Here is a 1,414-nt window from a genome sequence, read left to right as displayed (position 1 = left end):
AACACAGTGGACGCGAGCAACTGAGGACAAGCCCTCGGCCTATTAGTACCGGTCAACTCCACACCTTACGGTGCTTCCATATCCGGCCTATCAACCCAGTCGTCTACTGGGAGCCTTAACCCCTCAAAGGGGGTGGGAGTCCTCATCTCGAAGCAGGCTTCCCGCTTAGATGCTTTCAGCGGTTATCCCTCCCGAACGTAGCCAACCAGCCATGCCCTTGGCAGAACAACTGGCACACCAGAGGTTCGTCCGTCCCGGTCCTCTCGTACTAGGGACAGCCCTTCTCAAGACTCCTACGCGCACAGCGGATAGGGACCGAACTGTCTCACGACGTTCTAAACCCAGCTCGCGTACCGCTTTAATGGGCGAACAGCCCAACCCTTGGGACCGACTCCAGCCCCAGGATGCGACGAGCCGACATCGAGGTGCCAAACCATCCCGTCGATATGGACTCTTGGGGAAGATCAGCCTGTTATCCCCGGGGTACCTTTTATCCGTTGAGCGACGGCGCTTCCACAAGCCACCGCCGGATCACTAGTCCCGACTTTCGTCCCTGCTCGACCCGTCGGTCTCACAGTCAAGCTCCCTTGTGCACTTACACTCAACACCTGATTGCCAACCAGGCTGAGGGAACCTTTGGGCGCCTCCGTTACTCTTTAGGAGGCAACCGCCCCAGTTAAACTACCCATCAGACACTGTCCCTGATCCGGATCACGGACCCAGGTTAGACATCCAGCACGACCAGACTGGTATTTCAACGACGACTCCACCCGAACTGGCGTCCGAGCTTCAAAGTCTCCCAGCTATCCTACACAAGCCGAACCGAACACCAATATCAAACTGTAGTAAAGGTCCCGGGGTCTTTCCGTCCTGCTGCGCGAAACGAGCATCTTTACTCGTAGTGCAATTTCACCGGGCCTATGGTTGAGACAGTCGAGAAGTCGTTACGCCATTCGTGCAGGTCGGAACTTACCCGACAAGGAATTTCGCTACCTTAGGATGGTTATAGTTACCACCGCCGTTTACTGGCGCTTAAGTTCTCAGCTTCGCCACCCCGAAGAATGACTAACCGGTCCCCTTAACGTTCCAGCACCGGGCAGGCGTCAGTCCGTATACATCGCCTTACGGCTTCGCACGGACCTGTGTTTTTAGTAAACAGTCGCTTCTCGCTGGTCTCTGCGGCCACCCCCAGCTCACACCGTAAAGATGATCACCAGGAATGGCCCCCCTTCTCCCGAAGTTACGGGGGCATTTTGCCGAGTTCCTTAACCATAGTTCACCCGAACGCCTCGGTATTCTCTACCTGACCACCTGAGTCGGTTTAGGGTACGGGCCGCCATGAAACTCGCTAGAGGCTTTTCTCGACAGCATAGGATCATCCACTTCACCACAATCGGCTCGGCATCAGGTCTCA

Annotated in this window: 1 rRNA gene; it reads right to left on the bottom strand. The window is 56.0% G+C overall.

The features are described 5' to 3' along the window. Positions 1 to 22 precede the first annotated feature (22 nt). Positions 23 to 1,414, bottom strand: a 23S ribosomal RNA gene (locus tag ABT063_RS52035); the annotation flags it as partial.

Source organism: Streptomyces sp. NPDC002838 (assembly GCF_040295365.1).
Lineage (GTDB): Bacteria > Actinomycetota > Actinomycetes > Streptomycetales > Streptomycetaceae > Streptomyces.
Note: the sequence above shows the minus strand (reverse complement) of the source record. Positions and strands in the feature narration are given on the sequence as shown.